At 59.6% G+C, this 15788-nt stretch carries 14 protein-coding genes; 9 read left to right on the top strand and 5 right to left on the bottom strand.

Going from position 1 to position 15788, the window contains the following annotated elements:
- The 4 genes from ACP7E4_RS13300 to ACP7E4_RS13285 all read left to right on the top strand — a co-directional run.
- Positions 1-624: transposase (locus ACP7E4_RS13300; protein ID WP_426114282.1), on the top strand; the 624-nt coding region annotated here is incomplete at its 5' end.
- A 344-nt stretch (positions 625-968) separates the two neighbouring features.
- Positions 969-2318, top strand: coding sequence for a GntP family permease (locus ACP7E4_RS13295; protein ID WP_426114280.1), 1350 nt, complete (start codon positions 969-971; stop codon positions 2316-2318).
- Positions 2319-3179, top strand: a complete 861-nt coding sequence (locus tag ACP7E4_RS13290; RefSeq protein WP_426114278.1) for a MurR/RpiR family transcriptional regulator — start codon at positions 2319-2321, stop codon at positions 3177-3179.
- Positions 3180-3182: 3 nt separating this feature from the next.
- Positions 3183-4646 (top strand): N-acyl-D-amino-acid deacylase family protein, encoded by a 1464-nt coding sequence (locus tag ACP7E4_RS13285; RefSeq protein ID WP_426114276.1) that lies wholly within the window; start codon positions 3183-3185, stop codon positions 4644-4646.
- A 111-nt stretch (positions 4647-4757) separates the two neighbouring features.
- Here ACP7E4_RS13285 and fahA read toward each other — a convergent pair whose 3' ends face one another.
- Together fahA and hmgA are read right to left on the bottom strand one after the other, a co-directional pair.
- Positions 4758-6056 carry a fumarylacetoacetase gene (fahA, locus tag ACP7E4_RS13280; RefSeq protein WP_426114274.1) on the bottom strand — a complete coding sequence of 433 codons (1299 nt, stop codon included), beginning with the start codon at positions 6054-6056 and terminating at the stop codon, positions 4758-4760.
- Complete coding sequence (hmgA, locus tag ACP7E4_RS13275) at positions 6053-7360, bottom strand: homogentisate 1,2-dioxygenase (RefSeq protein ID WP_426114272.1); 1308 nt, start codon at positions 7358-7360, stop codon at positions 6053-6055. The genes fahA and hmgA overlap by 4 nt, the downstream gene beginning before the upstream one ends.
- A gap of 130 nt (positions 7361-7490) precedes the next feature.
- On the opposite strand from hmgA, the gene ACP7E4_RS13270 reads away from it, so the two are divergent.
- Complete coding sequence (locus tag ACP7E4_RS13270; RefSeq protein WP_426114270.1) at positions 7491-8315, top strand: IclR family transcriptional regulator; 825 nt, start codon at positions 7491-7493, stop codon at positions 8313-8315.
- On the opposite strand, the gene hppD is transcribed toward ACP7E4_RS13270, so the two are convergent.
- The 3 genes from hppD to glcC form a co-directional block, all read right to left on the bottom strand.
- A complete protein-coding gene (hppD, locus tag ACP7E4_RS13265) occupies positions 8287-9363 on the bottom strand; it encodes a 4-hydroxyphenylpyruvate dioxygenase (RefSeq protein ID WP_426114268.1) in 1077 nt (358 codons plus the stop codon). The two genes, ACP7E4_RS13270 and hppD, sit on opposite strands and share 29 nt — an antisense overlap.
- Positions 9364-9504: 141 nt before the next feature.
- Complete coding sequence (gene maiA, locus ACP7E4_RS13260) at positions 9505-10140, bottom strand: maleylacetoacetate isomerase (protein ID WP_426114266.1); 636 nt, start codon at positions 10138-10140, stop codon at positions 9505-9507.
- 387 nt (positions 10141-10527) lie between these two features.
- On the bottom strand, positions 10528-11295 hold the full coding sequence (gene glcC / locus ACP7E4_RS13255; RefSeq protein ID WP_426114264.1) for a transcriptional regulator GlcC: 768 nt from the start codon (positions 11293-11295) through the stop codon (positions 10528-10530).
- A gap of 244 nt (positions 11296-11539) precedes the next feature.
- Between glcC and glcD the strand changes: the two genes are divergently transcribed.
- From glcD to ACP7E4_RS13235, 4 genes are read left to right on the top strand one after another with little or no spacing between them, the layout of a single operon-like run.
- The gene (glcD, locus tag ACP7E4_RS13250) at positions 11540-13039 is read left to right on the top strand and encodes a glycolate oxidase subunit GlcD (protein ID WP_426114262.1); all 1500 of its coding nucleotides are present in this window, start codon (positions 11540-11542) and stop codon (positions 13037-13039) included.
- Entirely contained in the window at positions 13039-14109 is a 1071-nt protein-coding gene (glcE, locus tag ACP7E4_RS13245) for a glycolate oxidase subunit GlcE (RefSeq protein ID WP_426114260.1), read from the top strand. The genes glcD and glcE overlap by 1 nt, the downstream gene beginning before the upstream one ends.
- A 3-nt stretch (positions 14110-14112) precedes the next feature.
- Entirely contained in the window at positions 14113-15330 is a 1218-nt protein-coding gene (gene glcF / locus ACP7E4_RS13240) for a glycolate oxidase subunit GlcF (protein WP_426114258.1), read from the top strand.
- Between the two features lie 50 nt (positions 15331-15380).
- Positions 15381-15782: a heme-binding protein gene (locus ACP7E4_RS13235; protein WP_020292860.1), complete on the top strand. Its 402-nt coding sequence runs from the start codon at positions 15381-15383 to the stop codon at positions 15780-15782.
- The last annotated feature ends 6 nt before the right edge of the window (positions 15783-15788 follow it).

Below are 15788 nucleotides of genomic sequence, written 5' to 3'. Positions count from 1 at the left end.
AGCTTGAGGGTCTGGAGCCCACCTCCAGAGGCCTATACCAAGCTCAAAAGCTTGCTGCGCCGCCGCGCTAAACTGATTCAACATCGTGTGGCGATTAAACAAAGCTGGGCAAATGAAAGCCAGTTGAGCGAGCAGTTCGGCGAGGTTTTGGCATCAATTGATCAGTTCGAAAAGGCGATCCAGAAGACGCTGAAAGACCTTGTCGAAGAAGCGGGGATACAACAGCACGTGAAGCGGTGCCAAGCCGTAGAAGGTGTAGGAGTGCTAACTGCGACGGCAACGGCGACCGCTTTTCTGCGAGGTGACTTTTCCAATAGCGACGCGTTTATCGCTTTTTTGGGGCTTGATCTGCGCGTCAGAAGCTCAGGGCAAAAGGATCAACAGCGACGTCTTTCCAAACGGGGCGACTCGGAGTACCGGCGTCTGTTGCACACTAGCTCAATGGCGGCCAGTCGATCTGAAACCTGGAAACCTTATTACCAAAGCTACCTGGCCCGAGGGTTCAAACCCACTCAAGCGCTGGTAGTCCTCGCCCGAAAGCTCGCGCGGGTCATGTTCGCCCTAATGAAAAACCAAACGGAGTACACCCCAAACTTCATGTCTGGGGGTTGCTCACGAACATAGAATCTCCAACGGGGCCGGTATTTGCTGCACGACAACGCGGCGTCTGGACGACAGGGGATCTCCCACAGGTGAAATGAAATACGCCCCACGTTGACGGCTTAACCATAAGAAATTAACTTTCATTTATTGATATATATTTAAGTTTTCGTGTAAATTAATTTCACAACGAAAACAGAGATAACAATAATGATTACCTGTGTTCGCACCTGCTGCACCTTTGCTCCGTCCTGGGAGCGTTTAGCGATACCTCTGCCGAGATCTTCTGGAACGCCGCTGCATTGATGGGTTAACGCCCCCACTGCGCTGCGCTTTTCATACCTCCCTCTTGAGCAAGGAACCGCTGTATGCCGCCCTCCTCTGGCCTGTCGCTGCTGATTTACGCTGCTGTCGCGATCATCGCCCTGATTGTCCTGATCGCGCGCTATCGTCTTAATCCGTTCATTGTCATCACGCTGATATCCATTGGCCTGGCACTGGTCGCCGGCATGCCTGCAACCGGCGTGGTTGCGGCCTATGAAGGCGGCGTCGGCAAAACACTGGGGCACATCGCTCTGGTGGTGGCGTTGGGCACCATGCTTGGCAAAATGATGGCCGAATCAGGCGGTGCCGAGCAGGTGGCGCGTACGTTGATCGACCGCTTCGGCGAACGCAATGCCCACTGGGCCATGGTTTGCATCGCATTCCTGGTCGGCCTGCCGCTGTTCTTCGAAGTCGGCTTCGTGCTGTTGGTGCCGATTGCCTTCACTGTGGCGCGCCGCGTCGGGGTGTCGATTCTGATGGTCGGCTTGCCGATGGTCGCTGGCTTGTCGGTGGTTCACGCCTTGGTGCCGCCGCACCCGGCTGCGATGCTGGCGGTGCTGGCGTATCAGGCGTCTGTCGGGCAAACGCTGTTCTACGCCATTCTGGTCGGCATTCCGACAGCGATTATCGCCGGTCCGCTCTACGCCAAGTTCATCGTGCCGCGCATTCAGCTGGCCGACGACAATCCGCTGGCCAAGCAGTTTCTGGACCGTGAACCGCGCGCGGAACTGCCCAGCTTCGGCCTGACCATGACCACGATTCTGCTGCCGGTGGTGTTGATGTTGCTGGGCGGTTGGGCCAACCTGATCAGCACGCCGGGCAGCGGTTTCAACAGCTTCCTGTTGTTCATCGGCAACTCGGTGATCGCCCTGCTGCTGGCGACGTTATTGAGCTTCTGGACGCTGGGTATCGCGCAAGGTTTCAGCCGCGACTCGATCCTGAAGTTCACTAATGAATGCCTGGCACCCACCGCGAGCATTACGCTGTTGGTCGGCGCGGGTGGCGGTTTGAACCGGATTCTGGTCGACAGTGGTGTGACCAATCAAATCGTCGGCCTGGCTCAGGATTTTCACCTGTCGCCGTTGCTCATGGGTTGGTTGTTTGCAGCCTTGATGCGCATCGCCACCGGCTCGGCAACGGTGGCAATGACCACCGCATCAGGTATTGTCGCCCCCGTCGCGCTGGGGCTTGGCTATCCGCACCCGGAACTGTTGGTATTGGCCACCGGCGCAGGCTCGGTGATTTTTTCCCACGTCAACGACGGTGGTTTCTGGCTTATCAAGGAGTATTTCAACATGACCGTGGCGCAAACCTTCAAGACCTGGACGGTGCTGGAGACGCTGATTTCCGTGATCGCGTTCGCCTTCACCCTGGTTCTGGCGCAGGTACTCTGAGTGGACATTCTTTACCAGATCCGCGCACGCCAGGACTCGTTCAGTGCCGGTGAAGGACGCATCGCCAAACTGATCCTCAGCGATGTGGCTTTCGCCGCCAGTGCCAGCCTGGAAGATCTGGCAGCGCAGGCCGAAGTCAGCAGCGCTACCTTGTCGCGGTTCGCCCGCAGCATCGGTTGCCGTGATTTGCGCGACCTGCGCCTGCAACTGGCCCAGGCCACTGGCGTCGGCAGCCGCTTTCTGAACCCGGAACGCGCACCCGAGCAATCGGCCTTTTTCAGCCAGATTGTCAGTGATATTGAATCGACACTGCGCCAGCACCTGACGGGTTTCGACGAAGCGCGCTTCGCAGCGGCTGTTGGCCTGTTGAGCGGCGCGCGGATGATCCACGCGTTTGGCATGGGCGGCTGTTCGAGTTTGTGCAGCGAGGAATTGCAGACCCGACTGGTACGCCTCGGCTATCCCATCGCCGCCTGTCGTGATCCGGTAATGATGCGCCTGATCGCCGCCACGCTGGGCGCCGAGCAAAGTCTTATCGTCTGCTCGCTGAGCGGCCGCACCCCGGAACTGCTGGAAGCGGTGAAGCTGGCGCGCAGCTATGGCACGAAAATCCTGGCGATCACCTTGCCCGATTCGCCTTTGGCGCAGTTCGCCGACGTGCTGCTGCCCCTGCAAATCGCCGAAACCAATTTCATCTACAAACCCACGGCAGCGCGCTACGGCATGCTGCTGACCATCGACGTGCTGGCCACTGAACTGGCCTTGGTCGCTCCTGAAGAAAATCAGGAACGCCTGCGGCGGATCAAGCTCGCCCTCGATGACTACCGCGGCGGCGAAGATGGCTTGCCGCTTGGAGACTGAATCATGCTTTACGACCTGATCATTCGCGACGCACTGGTGATCGATGGCAGCGATACCCCAGGCTTCCGCGCCGATGTGGCCATTCGTGACGGACGCATCCAGCGCATCGGCAGCCTCGACGGCGTGTCCGCCAGCGAAGAAATCAATGCGGCGGGCCGCGTCCTGGCGCCGGGCTTTATCGACGTGCACACCCATGACGATACCGTGGTGATTCGCAAGCCAGCGATGCTGCCGAAGATTACTCAGGGCGTCACCACCGTGATCGTCGGCAATTGCGGGATCAGCGCTGCGCCGGTGACGCTGGCGGGCGACCCGCCCGACCCGATGAACCTGCTGGGCACCCGCGAAGCTTTCGCCTATCCGCGCTTCATTGATTACCGCAACGCCGTGGACAAGGCCCGTCCGGCAGTGAACGTCGCCGCGTTGATCGGCCACACGGCGCTGCGCAGCAACCACATGGCGGATCTGCTGCGCACCGCCAGCGCCGAAGAAATCAGCGCCATGCGCGAGCAACTGCGCGACAGCCTGCAAGCCGGTGCGCTCGGGCTTTCCACCGGTTTGGCCTACGCTTCGGCTTTTTCGGCCGAAACCGATGAGGTCAAGCAGTTGGCCGAAGAGTTGACCGCGTTCGGGGCGGTCTACACCACCCACTTGCGCAGTGAGTTCGAGCCGGTGCTGGAAGCCATGGATGAGGCTTTCGCCATTGGCCGCCACGCCAAGGCGCCGGTGGTGATCTCGCACATGAAATGCGCCGGCGCGGGAAACTGGGGGCGCAGTCCGCAAGTGTTGGCGGCTCTGGAAAAAGCCGCGCTGGATCATCCCGTCGGGTGTGACTGTTATCCGTATGCCGCCAGTTCTTCAACGTTGGACCTGAAGCAAGTCACCGATGCTTTCCGCATCACCATCACTTGGTCGACGCCGCATCCGGATCAGGGCGGCCGCGACTTGCAGGATATCGCCACCGAGTGGAATCTTTCGTTGCAGGACACCGCCCGTAAATTACAACCCGCAGGTGCGGTGTACTACGGCATGGATGAACAGGACGTACAAAATATTCTGCGTCATCCACTGTCGATGATCGGCTCCGACGGCTTGCCGGAAGACCCGTTTCCGCACCCACGTTTATGGGGCGCATTTCCGCGGGTGCTCGGGCATTTCAGCCGCGATCTTGGCCTGTTCCCGCTGCACACAGCCGTGCACAAGATGACCGGGCTTTCTGCGGCGCGATTCGGGCTGCATGAACGCGGGCTGATTCGCGAAGGTTATTGGGCCGACCTGGTGTTGTTCGACCCTGAAACAGTGCGCGACATCGCGGACTTCAAAGACCCGCAGCGCGCTGCCGAAGGCATCGATGGCGTGTGGGTCAACGGTCAATTGAGCTATGCCGACGGCAAGGCTCAGGGTGAACGGCAGGGGAAATTCCTGCCGCGTGAAGGATCGTTGGTTGAAGGGTTTTCGGCCTTTTAAGAAGTTTGAGCAATTTGTGGGAGCAAGCTTGCTTGCGAAGGCTGTATTTCAGCTTAAAGCATGCGTTGAAGGTACCTCACCGTTCGCGAGCAAGCTCGCTCCCACACATCATCAGCCCACCACAACACCTCGACATTCGCCAAACCCGATGGAGACCTGCCCTTCGCGCTTGCAGCGGGCGCGCAGGATCACTTCATCGCCGTCTTCAAGGAAGCGTCGCTCCTCGCCGCTCGGCAAGGTGACGGTAGTTTTGCCGCCTTCGGTCATTTCCAGGAGGCTGCCAAATTGCCCGACTTGGGGGCCGGACAACGTGCCGGTGCCGAACACATCACCCGGCTGCAATTTGCAGCCGTTGACGCTGTGATGGGTGACCATCTGCGCCAGGGTCCAGTACATATTCAGCGTGTTACTCAGGGCCAGCCGCTCGGCGGGCAAGCCTTGTTCCTTCATCTGCCGCGTCAGCAGCAGGACTTCCAGTTCAATATCCAGCGCGCCGTTCTGTTGATCCGCTGCATCAAGCAGGTACGGCAGCGGCTGCGGATCGCCATCAGGTCGTGCGGGTTGCGGGCTGCGGAATGGCGCAAGAGCTTCAGCCGTCACCACCCAGGGCGACAACGTTGTGGCGAAGCTTTTCGACAGAAACGGACCCAGTGGCTGGTATTCCCAAGCCTGGATATCCCGCGCCGACCAGTCGTTGAGCAGACATAAACCGGCAATGTGTTGCGACGCCTCGGCGATATCGATTGCCTCGCCGCTGGCATTGCCCGGCCCGATCCACACGCCCATTTCCAGTTCGTAATCCAGGCGCTTGCAGGGACCAAACTGCGGCATGTCCTGGCCCGGTGGCAGTGTCTGGCCGTTGGGCCGTTTGACCGGCGTGCCCGAGACACACAGCGTCGAGGCGCGGCCGTGATAGGCAATCGGCACATATTTATAGTTGGGCAACAGCGGGTTGTCGGGGCGGAACAGCTTGCCGATGTTCATGGCGTGATGGATTCCGACATAGAAATCGGTGTAATCGCCGACCCGCGCCGGCAGATGCATCTGGCATTCGCTCATCGGGTGCAACAACGCAGCGGTTGCGGCTTGCAGGCGCGCACGTTGCGGGCTGTTTTCATCCAGCAGATGCAGCAATTCACGACGCAACGCCTGACGTGCACTCGTGCCGAGGGCGAAGAAATCATTCAACTGATCGCGGCTGGCGGCCTCGGCGGCGGCTCGTGGGGCACCGTTGAAATAACCCGCCTGGAGTGCCGCTTGCAGATCAAAAATCGAATCGCCGATGGCAACGCCGCCGCGCGGGGTCAAGCCTGGGCGACTGAACACACCCAAGGGCAGATTCTGCAACGGGAAATCAGCGTGGCCGTTGGCGGTCTCGACCCAGCTGCGAGTATTTGAAGAAGCATTCATTGCGGCATTTCCCTGTTGAAAGTCTTGGCCATGCCGGTCCAGCAGGCGTCGTAGTCGGGTTGCAGTTGCGGGCATTCCAGCGCGAAGCGGCTCGGGCGCAACACTTTGCCGGTCTCGAACATGAAGGCCATGGTGTTTTCGATCTTATGCGGCTGCAATAGCGTGGCGACGGCTTTTTCCGCCGTGGCGTTATCCGGCCCGTGAGCGCTCATACAGTTGTGCAGCGACGCGCCGCCCGGCATAAAACCTTCGGCCTTGGCATCGTAGGCGCCGTCGATCAGGCCCATGAATTCGTTCATCAGATTGCGGTGGAACCACGGCGGGCGGAAGGTGTTTTCCGCCACCATCCAGCGCGGCGGGAAGATCACGAAATCGATATTGGCTTGGCCATGCACAGCACCCGGCGCAGTGAGCACGGTAAAAATCGACGGATCGGGATGGTCAAAACTCACCGTGCCAATGGTGTTGAAACGGCGCAGGTCATATTTGTACGGCACGTTATTGCCATGCCAGCCCACCACGTCGAACGGCGAGTGATCCAGCTGCGTCCCCCATAGCTCGCCAAGGAACTTCTGCACCAGCAGCGTTGGCTCGTCGCGATCATCAAACCAGGCAACCGGTACCTGGAAATCCCGGGAGTTAGCCAGACCGTTGCTGCCGATGGGGCCCAGATCCGGCAAACGCAGCGCGCTGCCGTGGTTTTCACAGACATAGCCCCGGGCGCAGTCGTCCAGCAGCTGTACGCTGAATTTCATGCCACGCGGCAGCACGACGATTTCCTGAGGCTCGACGTCCAGCAAACCCAGCTCGGTAACGATGCGCAGGCGGCCCAGTTGCGGCACGATCAGCCATTCGCCGTCAGCATTGAAGAACGCCCTTTGCATCGAAGCATTGACCACGTAGTTGTAAATGCTGACGCCGTCAGCCTGCTCCGCCGAAGCGGTGCTGGCCATGACGTGCAGGCCATCGATGAAATCCGTCGGCTGAGTGGGCAGATCGAAAGCGTTCCAGCGCAGTCGATTGGGCGTGATCTGGCCCATTTCCCGACCGTCGATCTGCTGTTCCAGACGTTCATATCGAGGATGACTGGCAGAAGGTTTGATGCGATACAGCCAGGTACGCCGCGCTTCAGCACGGGGCACGGTGAATGCTGTGCCGGAGAGCAATTCAGCGTACAGGCCCCGAGCATGTTTTTGCGGGGAGTTTTGACCTACCGGCAAGGCGCCGGGCAGCGCTTCACTGCTGAACTGGTTACCGAAACCTGTCAGGTAATTCAGAGACTCGGCGTGTGGATGCGTGAACATCTCGACCTCTTATTGTTTTCTTCAGGTTATACCAAACCGAATAAACGTAATTCGATTACGCATAACGTAATTTGAGTTTGAAACCGGGTCAAGCTATAAAGCAGCCTTCCCAGACCGGCGCACCTGTGTAATGACCGTTGAAATCGAAAGTCCCTCAAGCGGACGCCAACAAAAGGTGCAAGCCGCCGAAGTCGGCGTGGGTGTCCTCAAGGCATTGGCTGAACTGGCGCCGTCGACCTCGCTGTCCCGGCTTGCCGAGCACGTTGGTATGCCCGCCAGCAAGGTGCATCGCTATTTACAGGCACTGATCGCCAGCGGTTTTGCCGAACAGGACGCGGTCACCAATCACTACGGCCTGGGCCGCGAAGCGTTGTATGTCGGGCTGGCGGCGGTCGGTCATCTGGACGTACTGAAAATCACCGCGCCGCATCTGGCAACGCTGCGTGACGAGCTCAACGAAAGCTGTTTCCTGGCGGTGTGGGGCAACAAGGGGCCGACGGTGGTGTATGTCGAGCCTTCCAGCGGCGCGGTGACGCTGGTGACCCAGATCGGCTCGGTGCTGCCACTGCTCGGTTCGTCCACCGGACTGGTGTTCAACACCTTCCTCAACGCCAGCGAAACCGCCAGCTTGCACCAACAGGAATGGGCCGCCTTGAATACTGGCCAACGGCAGATGGTAGAACAGCATGTGCAGGATATCCGGACCACGGGCGTGCATCAGATTCATGGCTTGTTGATGGCCGGCGTCAACGCCGTGTCCTCGCCACTGTTCACCGTTGGCAATAAGCTGGCCGGGGTGATCACCATGGTCGGTTCGGCCTCGGTGTTCACCGGTGCCGTGCAGGCTGATGCCGCGCAACGCTTACGGGCGACTGCGCAGGTGATCAGCGCCAGGATGGGTGGGCAAAACCCTGTTGGTCCGGGATTTAATCCGCCGTCAATACGCCGCGCTTGATCTGATCACGCTCGATGGATTCAAACAGCGCCTTGAAGTTGCCTTCGCCAAAGCCGTCGTCGCCCTTGCGCTGGATGAATTCGAAGAACACCGGTCCCATCAGGGTTTCCGAGAAAATCTGCAATAGTAGACGCCGCTCGCCGCCGTCTGACGTTCCATCGAGCAAAATCCCTCGGGATTTGAGCTCAGCTTCCGGCTCGCCATGATCGGGCAGCCGCCCCTGGAGCATTTCGTAGTAGGTTTCCGGCGGCGCGGTCATGAAGCGCATGCCCATGGCTTTCAGGGCGTCCCAGGTCTTGATCAGGTCGTCGGTGAAGAACGCCACATGCTGAATGCCCTCGCCGTTGAACTGCATCAGGAACTCTTCGATCTGCCCCGCGCCCTTGGAGGACTCTTCATTCAACGGAATGCGGATCATGCCATCCGGTGCAGTCATGGCCTTGGAAGTCAGGCCGGTGTATTCGCCCTTGATATCGAAGTAGCGCAGCTCGCGGAAGTTGAACAGTTTCTCGTAGAAATTCGCCCAGTACGCCATGCGCCCGCGATAAACGTTATGCGTCAGGTGATCGATGAATTTCAGACCCGCGCCGACCGGATTACGGTCCACGCCTTCGATGAAATTGAAGTCGATGTCATAGATCGACGTGCCTTCGCCAAAACGGTCGATCAGATACAACGGCGCGCCGCCAATGCCTTTGATCGCCGGCAAGTTCAGCTCCATCGGGCCGGTGGCAATTTCCACCGGTTGCGCGCCCAGCTCCAGCGCGCGCTTGTAGGCTTTGTGGGAATCCTTGACCCGGAACGCCATGCCACACACCGATGGACCATGCTCGGCCGCGAAGTAGGACGCAACGCTGTTCGGCTCGTTGTTGAGGATGATATTGATGCCGCCCTGACGGTATAGCGTCACATCCTTGGAGCGGTGCGTAGCGACTTTGGTGAAACCCATGATCTGGAACACAGGTTCCAGGGCACCGGGGGTTGGCGAGGCGAATTCAATGAATTCAAAGCCCATCAGGCCCATCGGGTTTTCGTATAGATCAGCCATGGTCTGGCTCCTTGCAGGAAAGTGGAATTCTGGTGGTCAGATCACTTTCCAGCGGGCGGCGCGCAGGGAATTCCGCGCACACTGCGAGCGAGGAAATCACCGAAGATCAGTTGCAGGCCGAGAATTTTCATAAGGCCAAGACTACTCCGGCTTGTCGGATTGCGCATCGGGATGCGCCTGTTGGAATGCCCGATGTTCCAGGGCCATTTGCTCGACCCGGACAATGCGCGGGTAGGGGCCAAGGTCAACATTGAAACGTCGAGCGGCATAAACCTGAGGCAGAACGTACACATCGGCCAGGCTCGGCGACTCGCCAAAACAGTAACCTTGCTCGCCGATCATTGCCTCGACGGCAGCGAATCCCTGATTGATCCAGTGGCCAATCCAGGCGCCGATATCGTCTTCGTCATGGCCAAGGCCGCGCAAGCGATTGAGCACTGCAACGTTATGCAGCGGATGAACATCGCAGGCAATCAATGCCGCGACTGACCGCTGAGCAGCACGAAGCTCGATATCCGCAGCCAGTAGCGGCGGCTCGGGATAGCGGTCTTCAAGGTACTCGATGATCGCCGGAGATTGCGTCAGCACCCGACCATTATCCAGGCGCAACACCGGCACTCGACCTTGTGGATTGATGGCCTTGAAGTCGGGTTTGAGGTGCTCGCCGCCGTCGCGAATCAGGTTGACGGGGATCGCAGTGACGTCCAGCCCCTTCAAGGCCAGCGCGATGCGTACCCGGTAACTTGAAGTGGATCGGTAGTAAGTAAAGAGGTCCACGGCAGATCACACCATTGTTGTTATTTTTCGTAATCGGTTTACGTAATGCGTAAATTGCGGGATTGACGAGGCAGTGTCAAGAGAACACGGATCGGGTCGAATGCGCTGTCCTGTGCAGGCTGTGTGAAAACGTCACGAGCGAAGGCAAGACAAGGCAAAAACAGACGGAAAAGCGGAGTCCAGGTGTTCTAAATGAGTATTTTCCGCCTGTTTTTAACGCAGTATTGCCGAGCGCAGTAGTTTTCACGCAGTCTGTGTGGGACCGGATTTATCCGGGAATGCGTCGGGTCTGACAAGGACGTTCTGCAGCGTTTGCGCTGACCTCTTCGGGGACAAGTCCCCTCCTACCGGGTTTCCTCAGCCCCACCCCCAATAAACCAGAGCAATTCAAACCCAGCCTTCCAGCCGTAACGTCGCCCGCACCAGGCGTTGTTCCTCATTTTCGATCTCGCGCAGGTTCTCGCAGATGCTTTGAATATGCGCGACCGCCGCCTTGCGTGCCTGCTCTGGCAGACGACCGGTGACGGCGTTGTACAGCCGCGCGTGGTGGCGGTCGATCTGGCGTTTCTGGGGTTCGCGGTGATAGAGGTTGTTGACCGAAGCGAAGACCGTATTGAGCAGCAAGTCAGTCAGTGAGCGCAGGGTCTGCACCAGCACCGGATTGTGCGACGCCTCGCAGATCGCCAGATGAAACGCGTGATCCAGACGGGCATGGCCGGACGCGTCCAGATCACTGCCATGGCCGGCGACCAACGCGTCGTAGCTGCGGGTGATCAGGACAAAATCGGCATCGGTGCCGCGCAACGCGGCCAGGCGCGCCGACTCCCCTTCCAGCAGGCTGCGCACTTCGAACAGGTCATACAGCGTGCGCGGTTGCGAGCCGAACAAGTGCATCAAGGGCGAAGGTTGCTGATGACTGTTCATCTGCGCGACAAACGAGCCCTTGCCCTGCTCCGTTTCAATGATGCCTCGGGCGCGCAGCAGTTTCAGGCCTTCGCGCAAGGCAGTGCGCGACACACCCAGCTTTTCCGTGAGGCGTCTTTCGGAGGGCAATAATTGCCCGACCTTGAGTACGCCATCGACGATCAACCGCTCAATACGCTCGCAAACAACGTCCGCGACTTGTGGCGCTCGTGGTTTTGCAGTGTTTTTCATACAACACCTACTGGTATGACCAGTTGATACGCGAAAACCGATAAAGTGCGCGATCAACTTCAAGCCATTGTTTTTGTTTGGTTTTATTTAATTATTAAAACCTCTCAAAGCAAAAAACTGGTTCGACCACTGTTTTAGGTGATAGACAGTAGTCCCTGCACGGCCAATGATGCAACTCAGCCGTTCACTGCCTGATTCAATCGAACAGCCCACTATAAAAACAACTCAGGGTCAGAAGCCCATCATGAATATTCTCTACGACGAACGCGTTGACGGCGTTCTGCCTGTCATCGACAAGCAAGGCTTGCTGCAAGATCTGCAACGCCAAATGCCCGACCTGGACATCCTGCATCGTCCCGAAGAGTTGCGTCCGTATGAGTGCGACGGGCTGTCGGCCTATCGCACCACGCCCATGCTGGTCGCCCTGCCTCGCCATCTGGAAGAAGTGCAGACGCTGCTGAAAATCTGTCACCAGCGGCGCGTGCCAGTGGTTGCTCGTGGCGCAGGTACCGGACTTTCCGGTGGCGCCTTGCCACTGGAAAAAGGCGTGTTGCTGGTCATGGCGCGGTTCAACAAAATCCTCGAAATCGACCCCGCAGCCCGTTTGGCCCGCGTGCAGCCAGGCGTGCGCAACCTGGCGATTTCCCAGGCCGCAGCGCCGTTCGACCTGTATTACGCGCCAGACCCATCGTCGCAGATTGCCTGTTCCATCGGCGGCAACGTTGCAGAGAATGCGGGCGGCGTGCACTGCCTGAAATACGGCCTGACTGTGCACAACCTGCTCAAGGTGGACATCCTCACGGTCGAGGGCGAACACATGACGCTCGGTTCCGACGCGCTGGATTCGCCGGGCTTTGACCTGCTGGCGTTGTTCACCGGCTCGGAAGGCATGCTCGGCATCATCACCGAAGTCACCGTCAAGTTGCTGCCCAAACCTCAGGTCGCCCGGGTCCTGCTCGCAGCGTTCGATTCGGTAGAAAAGGCCGGTCGCGCCGTGGGCGATATCATTGCTGCCGGGATCATTCCTGGCGGGCTGGAAATGATGGACAACCTCGCCATCCGCGCCGCCGAGGATTTCATTCATGCCGGTTATCCGGTAGACGCCGAAGCCATTCTGTTGTGCGAACTGGACGGCGTCGAAGCCGATGTTCATGACGATTGCGCAACGGTCCGGGAAGTGCTGACCAACGCTGGCGCCACCGAGGTGCGCCAGGCAAAAGACGAGGCCGAACGGGTACGCTTCTGGGCTGGACGCAAGAACGCCTTCCCGGCGGTCGGGCGGCTGTCGCCGGACTATTACTGCATGGACGGCACCATTCCCCGTCGGGAATTACCAGGCGTTTTGCGTGGTATATCCGCGCTGTCCGAAGAATATGGCCTGCGGGTCGCCAACGTGTTTCATGCGGGCGACGGCAATATGCACCCGCTGATTTTGTTCGATGCCAACCAACCCGGTGAACTGGATCGCGCCGAGGCGTTGGGCGGCAAGATCCTCGAACTCTGCGTGAAAGTCGGCGGCAGCATTACCGGGGAGCACGGCGTCGGCCGCGAAAAAATCAATCAGATGTGCGCCCAGTTCAACAGCGATGAGCTGACCTTGTTTCATGCGGTGAAAGCCGCATTCGATCCCGGCGGCATGCTTAACCCCGGCAAGAACATTCCGACCCTGCATCGCTGCGCCGAATTCGGTGCCATGCATGTGCATATGGGCAAGCTGCCCTTCCCTGAACTGGAGCGTTTTTGATGGCTGTCGACAATAACTTCCAAGGCCGGGACACCAGCGAGCAACTGCTGGAACAGGTCAATCGGGCGCTGCAAAAAGCTACGCCACTGCGCATTCAGGGCGGCGGCAGCAAGGCTTTTCTCGGCCGTGAAGTCGCGGGGGAAATACTCGATGTACGCGCCCATTGCGGCATCGTCAGCTATGACCCCACCGAACTGGTGATCACCGCGCGCGCCGGTACGCCCTTGAGCGAACTGGCCGCCGCGCTGGACGCGGCCGGGCAAATGCTGCCCTGCGAGCCGCCGGACTTTGGCGACGCCACCGTCGGCGGCATGGTTGCCGCCGGGTTGTCTGGCCCGCGTCGTCCATGGTCCGGCTCGGTTCGCGACTTCGTGCTCGGCACACGAGTGATTACCGGGCTTGGCAAACATTTGCGCTTCGGCGGCGAGGTGATGAAAAACGTTGCCGGTTATGACCTGTCGCGCTTGATGGCTGGCAGCTTTGGCTGCCTTGGTGTGCTCACTGAAGTTTCTCTCAAGGTGCTGCCCAAGCCGCGCCTGTGCAGCAGCATTGCCCTGGAAATGGACAGCGAACATGCCCTGCGGCGCCTGGCCGAATGGGGCCAGCAACCGATTCCGATCAGTGGCGCAAGTCATGACGGACGCGTGCTGCGCCTGCGTCTGGAAGGTGGCGAAGGTTCGGTGGCTGCGGCTCACGAGCGTCTGGGCGGCGAACAATTCGACCCGGCGTATTGGCAGGAACTGAACGCCCAGCGTCTGGAATTTTTCACCAGCGGCCTGCCATTGTGGCGCTTGTCAGTGCCCAACAATACCGGCGTACTGGAGCTGCCTGGCGAGCAACTGCTCGACTGGGCGGGCGCCCAGCGCTGGCTGAAATCCGCTGCCGACAGCGCGACGATCCGCGCCATTGCCAGCGCCGCCGGTGGCCACGCTATGTGCTACAGCCATGGTCTGGAGGACAGCCCTTTTCACCCGCTGCCTTCGCCACTGCTGCGCTATCACCGCCAGTTGAAGGCGCAACTCGACCCGCACGGAATCTTCAATCCGGGCAGGATGTACGCGGAGATCTGAACCATGCAGACCACCCTGAGTGACAAAGCCCGCCAGCTGCCCCGCGCCGAGGAAGCCGAAAGCATTCTGCGCAGTTGCGTGCATTGCGGTTTTTGCAACGCCACCTGCCCGACTTATCAGTTGCTGGGCGATGAACTGGACGGCCCACGCGGCCGGATCTATCTGATCAAGCAGGTGCTGGAAGGCAACGAAGTCACGGAAAAAACCCAACTGCATCTGGACCGCTGCCTGTCCTGTCGCAACTGCGAAACCACCTGCCCGTCCGGCGTGGATTATCACAACCTGCTGGACATCGGCCGCGCCGTGGTCGATGCCGCCGTGCCGCGCCCGTTGGGCCAGCGTCTGCTGCGTGAAAGCCTGCGCGCCGTAGTGCCTAACGCGACGCTGTTCAAATCCCTGACGCAGCTGGGCAACACGTTTCGCCCGCTGCTGCCGGGCAGTCTGAAAATCAAACTGCCATCGAACATTACGCCAGCCAAGGCGCGACCTGCGGCTCGCCATGCGCGCAAAGTGTTGATGCTTGAAGGCTGCGTGCAACCTGGCCTGTCGCCCAATACCAATGCCGCCACTGCGCGGGTTCTGGATCGATTGGGCATCAGCGTCACGCCCATCGCTCAGGCCGGTTGCTGTGGCGCGGTGGATTATCACTTGAACGCGCAAGAGGCAGGCCTGAATCGGGCGCGGCGCAACATCGACGCGTGGTGGCCGAGTGTCGAGGATGGCGCGGAAGCTATCGTGCAGACCGCCAGCGGTTGCGGGGCGTTCGTCAAGGATTACGGGCATCTGCTCAGCGGCGATCCAACCTATGCCAGCAAAGCGCAACGCATCAGTGCGCTGACCAAGGATCTGGTTGAGGTGCTGCGCGATGAACCCCTGGAAAACCTCGGGGTTGCCAGCGATCTACGTCTGGCGTTTCATTGCCCCTGCACGTTGCAGCACGCGCAGAAACTCGGTGGCGCCGTAGAAAGCGTACTATCGCGACTCGGCTTCAACCTGACCGCCGTGCCGGACGCGCATCTGTGCTGCGGTTCGGCCGGTACGTATTCGATCACGCAACCGGAGCTTTCCCGACGGCTGCGCGACAACAAAATGAATGCCCTGGAAAGCGGTCGGCCGGAGGTCATCGCCACCGCCAACATCGGCTGCCAGACGCATCTGGCTGGCGCAGGCCGCACGCCGGTGCGGCACTGGATCGAACTGATTGAAGAAGCCTTGCACTAAACAATGATCGCCTATAACAACTCGCCTATCACAACCTTGTGGAGACACCGATGAAAACCAAAGCTGTCCTGACCCAGACCGAAGTCACCCAGATCCTGGCCGCCGCACGTACCGAAGCCAACAGCAACAGCTGGGCGGTGTCCATCGCCGTGGTGGACGATGGCGGTCACTTGCTGGGTTTCGAACGTCTGGACGGTTGCGCGCCAATTGGTGGCTACATCTCGATCGAAAAAGCCCGCACCTCGGCGCTCGGCCGTCGCGAATCCAAAGGTTACGAAGAAATGGTCAACGGCGGCCGCACGGCATTTCTGTCCGCACCGCTGCTGACCTCACTGGAAGGCGGCGTTCCGCTGATCGTTGATGGTCAAGTCATCGGCGCGGTGGGCGTGTCCGGCGTCAAGGCTGATCAGGATGCACAAGTGGCCAAGGCCGGTGTTGCAGCGATTGGCTGATTAAGC

The organism is Pseudomonas sp. DSP3-2-3, assembly GCF_049898225.1.
Lineage (GTDB): Bacteria > Pseudomonadota > Gammaproteobacteria > Pseudomonadales > Pseudomonadaceae > Aquipseudomonas.
Note: the sequence above shows the minus strand (reverse complement) of the source record. Positions and strands in the feature narration are given on the sequence as shown.